This is a genomic window from Streptomyces sp. SPB074 (assembly GCF_000154905.1).
Taxonomy (GTDB): Bacteria; Actinomycetota; Actinomycetes; order Streptomycetales; family Streptomycetaceae; genus Streptomyces.
Genome location: NZ_GG770539.1, coordinates 3,762,041 through 3,767,424, shown reverse-complemented (window position 1 = coordinate 3,767,424; position 5,384 = coordinate 3,762,041). Strand labels below are relative to the sequence as shown.

General features: G+C 73.8%; 6 protein-coding genes. 1 reads left to right on the top strand and 5 read right to left on the bottom strand.

Features of this window, described 5'->3' with window-relative positions; translation table 11 throughout:
* Window positions 1-267 precede the first annotated feature (267 nt).
* From SSBG_RS15600 to SSBG_RS15590, 3 genes are all read right to left on the bottom strand, one after another.
* On the bottom strand, window positions 268-954 hold the full coding sequence (locus tag SSBG_RS15600) for a DUF5063 domain-containing protein (protein WP_008747062.1): 687 nt from the start codon (window positions 952-954) through the stop codon (window positions 268-270).
* The gene (gene recR / locus SSBG_RS15595) at window positions 947-1,546 is read right to left on the bottom strand and encodes a recombination mediator RecR (protein WP_008747061.1); all 600 of its coding nucleotides are present in this window, start codon (window positions 1,544-1,546) and stop codon (window positions 947-949) included. The genes SSBG_RS15600 and recR overlap by 8 nt, the downstream gene beginning before the upstream one ends.
* A gap of 206 nt (window positions 1,547-1,752) precedes the next feature.
* On the bottom strand, window positions 1,753-2,094 hold the full coding sequence (locus SSBG_RS15590) for a YbaB/EbfC family nucleoid-associated protein (protein ID WP_008747060.1): 342 nt from the start codon (window positions 2,092-2,094) through the stop codon (window positions 1,753-1,755).
* 359 nt (window positions 2,095-2,453) lie between these two features.
* On the opposite strand from SSBG_RS15590, the gene SSBG_RS15585 reads away from it, so the two are divergent.
* Complete coding sequence (locus tag SSBG_RS15585) at window positions 2,454-3,200, top strand: SLATT domain-containing protein (RefSeq protein WP_008747059.1); 747 nt, start codon at window positions 2,454-2,456, stop codon at window positions 3,198-3,200.
* Between the two features lie 287 nt (window positions 3,201-3,487).
* On the opposite strand, the gene SSBG_RS15580 is transcribed toward SSBG_RS15585, so the two are convergent.
* Both SSBG_RS15580 and SSBG_RS15575 read right to left on the bottom strand, forming a co-directional pair.
* Window positions 3,488-4,138, bottom strand: a complete 651-nt coding sequence (locus SSBG_RS15580) for a hypothetical protein (protein ID WP_008747058.1) — start codon at window positions 4,136-4,138, stop codon at window positions 3,488-3,490.
* A gap of 271 nt (window positions 4,139-4,409) precedes the next feature.
* Window positions 4,410-5,126 carry a GntR family transcriptional regulator gene (locus tag SSBG_RS15575; protein WP_008747057.1) on the bottom strand — a complete coding sequence of 239 codons (717 nt, stop codon included), beginning with the start codon at window positions 5,124-5,126 and terminating at the stop codon, window positions 4,410-4,412.
* Window positions 5,127-5,384 lie beyond the last annotated feature (258 nt).

The window sequence follows — 5,384 nt, the reverse complement described above, 5'->3', positions numbered from 1 at the left end:
GGCCCGCGGCGCCGGGGGGGTGCGCACGGCACTGGGCGGACGCGGCTCGCGGGACTGCGCGCGGAAGTGCGCTGGGTGCGCGACTCCCCAGGCTGCGCCCGGCTTCGGGCGACACGCGGGCCCCGGGGACGCGCTGTCCCCGGGGACGCCCGGGCTCGTGGACGGTCCGGCTGGCGGGGGTGTCCCGGGGGGCTCACCCGCCGCGTCGGTTCTTCGGCTCGCGGGGGGCCTCGCGGGCTTCCGCTGGGTGCCGGAGGGGCGAAATCGTCAGCTTCGGTCGCGGCCCAGGATCTCCGCGCGCATCACGCGGCCCGCTACCTCCGCCAGTTCGTCCTCGCCGTCGAGTTCCTGGTCCGTGTCCAGGCCGTCGAGCGGTGTGAGGGGCTGGTCGAGGCGGACGTGGGCGACGAGGGACTGGAGGGCGCGCAGGGCGGCGGAGGCGTTCGGGCCCCAGTTGGTGAAGTACGAGAACTGCCACCACCACAGCGCCTCGGAGACCCGCCCGGCCCGGTAGTGCGCGAGGCCGTGGCGCAACTCGGTGACGATGACCGAGAGGTCGTCGGAGAGGCGGTGGGCGACGGGCGCCTTGCGGGGCTCGTACGGGTCGAAGACCTCGGAGTAGACGTCGACCGGGTCGAGGAGCGCGGCCAGCCCCTCGCGGAGCGGGTCGGTGTCCGGCTCGTCGCCGAGATCGGGCTCGTACCGCTCGTCGGGAAGGATGTCCTCGTACGCGCCGAGACGGCCGCCCGCGAGCAGGAGCTGCGAGACCTCCAGGAGGAGATAGGGCACGGCGCTGTCGGGGTCGTCGCCCTTGGCGATCTCGGTGACCGCGAGGAGGAAGCTCTCGATCTGGTCGGCGATCTGCGTGGAGAAGTCGGCGGGGTCGGAGCCGTCCGCGTGCGGGGGCGCCGCGGCCGGCGCCGGCGGTGCCGGCCTGCTCGTGGTCTCAGACATCGAGGAGTCGTCTCCCTTCGAAGGCCCGGCCGAGCGTGACCTCGTCCGCGTACTCCAGGTCACCGCCGACCGGGAGGCCGCTCGCCAGGCGTGTGACGCGCAGGCCCATGGGCTTGATCATGCGGGCGAGGTACGTCGCCGTGGCCTCGCCCTCCAGGTTCGGGTCGGTGGCGAGGATCAGCTCGGTCACCGTGCCGTCGGCGAGGCGGGCGAGCAGTTCGCGGATGCGCAGATCGTCCGGGCCGACGCCCTCGATGGGGCTGATCGCCCCGCCGAGCACGTGGTACCTGCCCCGGAACTCGCGCGTCCGCTCGATCGCGACGACATCCTTCGGCTCCTCCACGACGCAGATGACGGCGGGGTCGCGGCGCGGGTCGCGGCAGATGTTGCACCGCTCCTCCTGGGCCACGTTCCCGCAGACCGCGCAGAAACGGACCTTCGCCTTCACCTCCATCAGCGCGTTCGCGAGCCTGCGCACGTCGGCCGGCTCGGTCTGGAGGATGTGGAAGGCGATCCGCTGCGCACTCTTGGGACCGACGCCGGGGAGCCTGCCCAGTTCGTCGATGAGGTCCTGGACCACGCCTTCGTACAACGGATCGCCTTTCCTGTGCCCGCGCCGAGGCGCGCGGCGTTCGCGTGCCGGTCCGGAGCGGACGGTCGTGTCTCACGGTAGGGGGCCCGGGGGGGCCGGGGGAACCCGCTTCGGTGAAGATCCGGGTTCCTTCGGGGCCGGACTCCGGGAGTTTCTCGGGGATGCCTCCGAATTACCCCTGATCTTTCCGGGTGTTCAGATCCGGATCAGAAGGGCAGGCCCGGGAGGCCGCCGCCGCCGAGGCCCTGGGCCAGCGGGCCGAGCTTCTGCTGCTGGAGCTGCTGCGCGTTCTCGTTGGCGGCCTGGACGGCGGCGACGACGAGGTCCGCGAGGGTCTCGGTGTCCTCCGGGTCGACCGCCTTGGGGTCGATGACGAGCCCCCTCAGCTCACCGGAGCCGTTGACCGTGGCCTTCACCAGGCCGCCGCCCGCCTGCCCGTCGACCTCGGTCGCGGCCAGTTCCTCCTGGGCCTTCGCGAGGTCCTGCTGCATCTTCTGGGCCTGCTGGAGCAGCTGCTGCATATTGGGCTGGCCACCACCGGGAATCACGATCGGCTCTCCTGGCTGCTGGGTCGGGCCGCGCGGTCGCACGGCCCGTACGGGGTCGTACGGCGGGCAGGGCGGTCTCGTACGGCGCTCGCGCGATCCGCGTACGTACCACCGCCGTCGATTCCACCCGCGTCGAGCCTACGTGAGCAGCGTGCCCCGTGCCCCGGCACTCTTTCGAGTGATCCCGGACACGGTCCTATACCTGACCAGACCGCTCGTCCGGGCGGAAAAGGTTTGAATCGGCGTTCCTCGCCACCCGCCCGGCGGTAGGAAGGAGCCTTGCACCAATCGCACCAATCGCCCGCGGAGCGCGGAGCGGTACCGCAGGCAGAGGGAGTGGACGGGTGAGTCAGCCGGACATGCGGCCCGAGGGTCCCCCCCAGGACCCCCGAGCGCGGCGGGCCGGGCGAGGGGGCCCCACGGCCGCCCGACCCGACCTGACCGGGCGGCCCTTCCCGCTCGGGGACTGGGGCGAGCCCGCCGAGCGGCTCGACGAGCTGTACCAGTGGGTGGAGGCGGGGGCGCTCGCGACGGCCGAGTGGTACCTGCACGACCGCTACTGGAAGCGGCGGCTGGCCCGGCTGCTGCGGCTCGCCGCCGCGGTCGGGGTCGTCGCGGGTGCCGCGCTGCCGATCCTCGACCTGGCGGGCGCGCTCGGCGACCTCGCGCCGTGGGGGTATCTGGCGCTGCTGCTCGCGGCGGGGTGCGTGGGGCTCGACCGGTACCTCGGGCTGGGCTCGGGCTGGATGCGGGACGTGGCGACGGCGCAGGCGGTGCAGCGCAGGCTCCAGATCCTCCAGTTCGAGTGGGCCTCGGAGAGCGTCCGGGAGGTCCTGGGCCCGGCGGAGGGCACGGCCTCGGAGGCGACGGAGCGATGCCTGTCGGTGCTGCGCCGCTTCACGGAGGACGTGACGGAGCTGGTACGGGCCGAAACGGCGGACTGGATGGTGGAGTTCGGCACGGGCCCCACCCCGCTCGCCACCCAGTCGGCCTCCGGCGCGGGCCTCCTCCCCGGCCGCCCCGACCCCCTGCCACCGGGCCGCTTCCCCCTCCCCCCGGGAGCGAGGCCGAACATGCCGAGACAACGCCCCCCGGAACCGAGGTAGAGCGGCACGAAGAACCACGGGGGAACGGGTGGCCGGGGCACACCCCGGGAACGGGTCGCCGGGCACGGCCCCGAAGAAGGGGCCGGGGCGCGACCACCCGGCGCCGGGGGCCGGGGGCACAACCCCGGAAACGGGCCGACCGGACGCACCCCTGAAGCGAGGACCCGGGGCACGACCAGCCGAAACGGAGCCCAGGGGCACAAACCCCGATGCGGGGGTCCGGGAGTCCACCGAAGCAGGGGCCGGGGGCGCAGCCCCCGGGGCCGTTCCGCCGCCCCTGCGAGGGGTCAGCTGAAGACGATCATCGCCCCCTGCGCCAGGCTCCTCGTCGCCGCCGCGTGCAGCCCCAGCCACACGTGGCGCTCGCGGGCGAAGGGGCTGTCGTCCGGGGGCGGGGGCGCGGCCGGTTCCTCCAGGTCCGTCGGTCCCGGGGGCGGCGGGGGCGCGGCCGGGGGATTGGCCGGATTGATGCCCAAGTCGGGCGCGACCAGTTCCAGTTCACGCAGCAGCCCGTGCGCGGAGCCCAAGGGGCCGCCGCTCGCCAGGAGTTCGTCGTCCGCCAGCGGGGACGGGAAGTCCAGCGGCACGTAGGCGCCCGCGTGGTCGTAGTGCCACACGAGGTGCGACTGCTGCGCCGCCTCCTCGAACATCTCCAGCAACTGCACGTAATCGCCGCCGAGTTCGTCCACCGGCGTCACTTCGAGCCCGCACAGCTTGAGCAGGTAGGCGCGGCGCAGGAAGTGCAGCGCCTCGTAGTCGAAGCCCGCGACAGGGGCCACGTCCCCACTCAGGCCCGGCATGTACGCGTACACGGGGACCGGCGGCAGCCCCGCCTCACCGAGCGCCTTGTCGTAACTCGCGATCTCCTCGGCGAAGGGGTTGTCGGGGCTGTGGCACAGCACGTCGACCAGGGGGACGAGCCACAGGTCACAGGCCAAGAGACGTCTCCTCGCTCTCCACGGGCGGGCGGGTCCCGCAAGCGTAGTGCGGCGCGGGGCCCCTCGCGCCCGGGGTTCGGCAGGTTCCGGGCCACGCTCCGGCGAAGGACCCACCGGCCCCGTACCGCAACCCCGCCACACCCCGCGCCCCAGCCCCAAAACCCGGCACCGCAGCCGCACTCACAGCACCCGCAGCCGCACCCCGCATTTCCGCGCCCCGCCCCCGCCCCCGCCAGACCCCCACCGCCTCCGCGCCCCGCGCGGCCCCCGCTCAGAACCCCCGCGTCCGCACCCCGTTGCCCGTCTCGCCGTTGGCGAGTGCCTCCACGAGCCGCAGCGAGTCGCGGTTGTACGTCGTGATGATCTCGCGCGCCGCCGCCGTGTCCCCGCCGAGCAGCGTTTCCACGAGGTGGCCGTGGCCGGTCCACAGGAGCCCGCGCAGATCGTCCTGGCGGCGCAGGAAGGGCACGGTGCTCACCCAGGACTGCACGCGCAGCCGGTGCAGGAAGTCGGTGAGGTACGAGTTGCCGAAAACGGCGCTCAACTCGCGCCAGAAGCGCAGGTCGTAGCCGATGAGCACGTTGAGGTCCCCGGCCGCCGCCGCCCGTTGTGCCTCCTCGCCCCTGCGCCGTACCGAGGCGAGCACGCCGGGCGCGCCCGCGAGGAGCGTCTCGGCGGCGATCCCGCCGAAGACGGCGTCCGAGACGAGGCAACGGGCCTCGATCATGGTGCGGAAGTCGGCGAGCGAGAAGGTGTGCACGCGGAAACCCCGGTGCTGCACCGAGTCGAGCAGCCCCTGCGCGGAGAGATCGACGAGCGCTTCCCGCACGGGCGTCGCCGAGACGCCGAAGCCCTCGGCGATCTCCTTGACGGTGAACTCCTGCCCGGGCGCGAGCCGCCCCGAGAGCACCTCGTCGCGCAGCGCGTCCGCGATCTGCTGCCGCAGCGTGCTGCGCGTGACGATCCCCGCGCCCTCACCACCGCCCATCCCACGTCCTTCCCACCCGGCCCCCCCCCCGTGCCGGAGCCTGCCCATGACCTGCCGGTCACCCTACCCATGAGTACCGGCACCGCATGATTTCACATGCGAACGAGCGAGGTCAGAGGGGCGGAAGCGTGGGCCCGCACGGAAGGTCCAGACCAGGTTAGCCACCCGGCCCCGGCGCCGCGACCCCCGGCGAGCCCCCTCGCGCCCGCCCCGGCACCCCGGCACTGCCCGCCCCGCACCCCGGCGCACCCCGCCTCG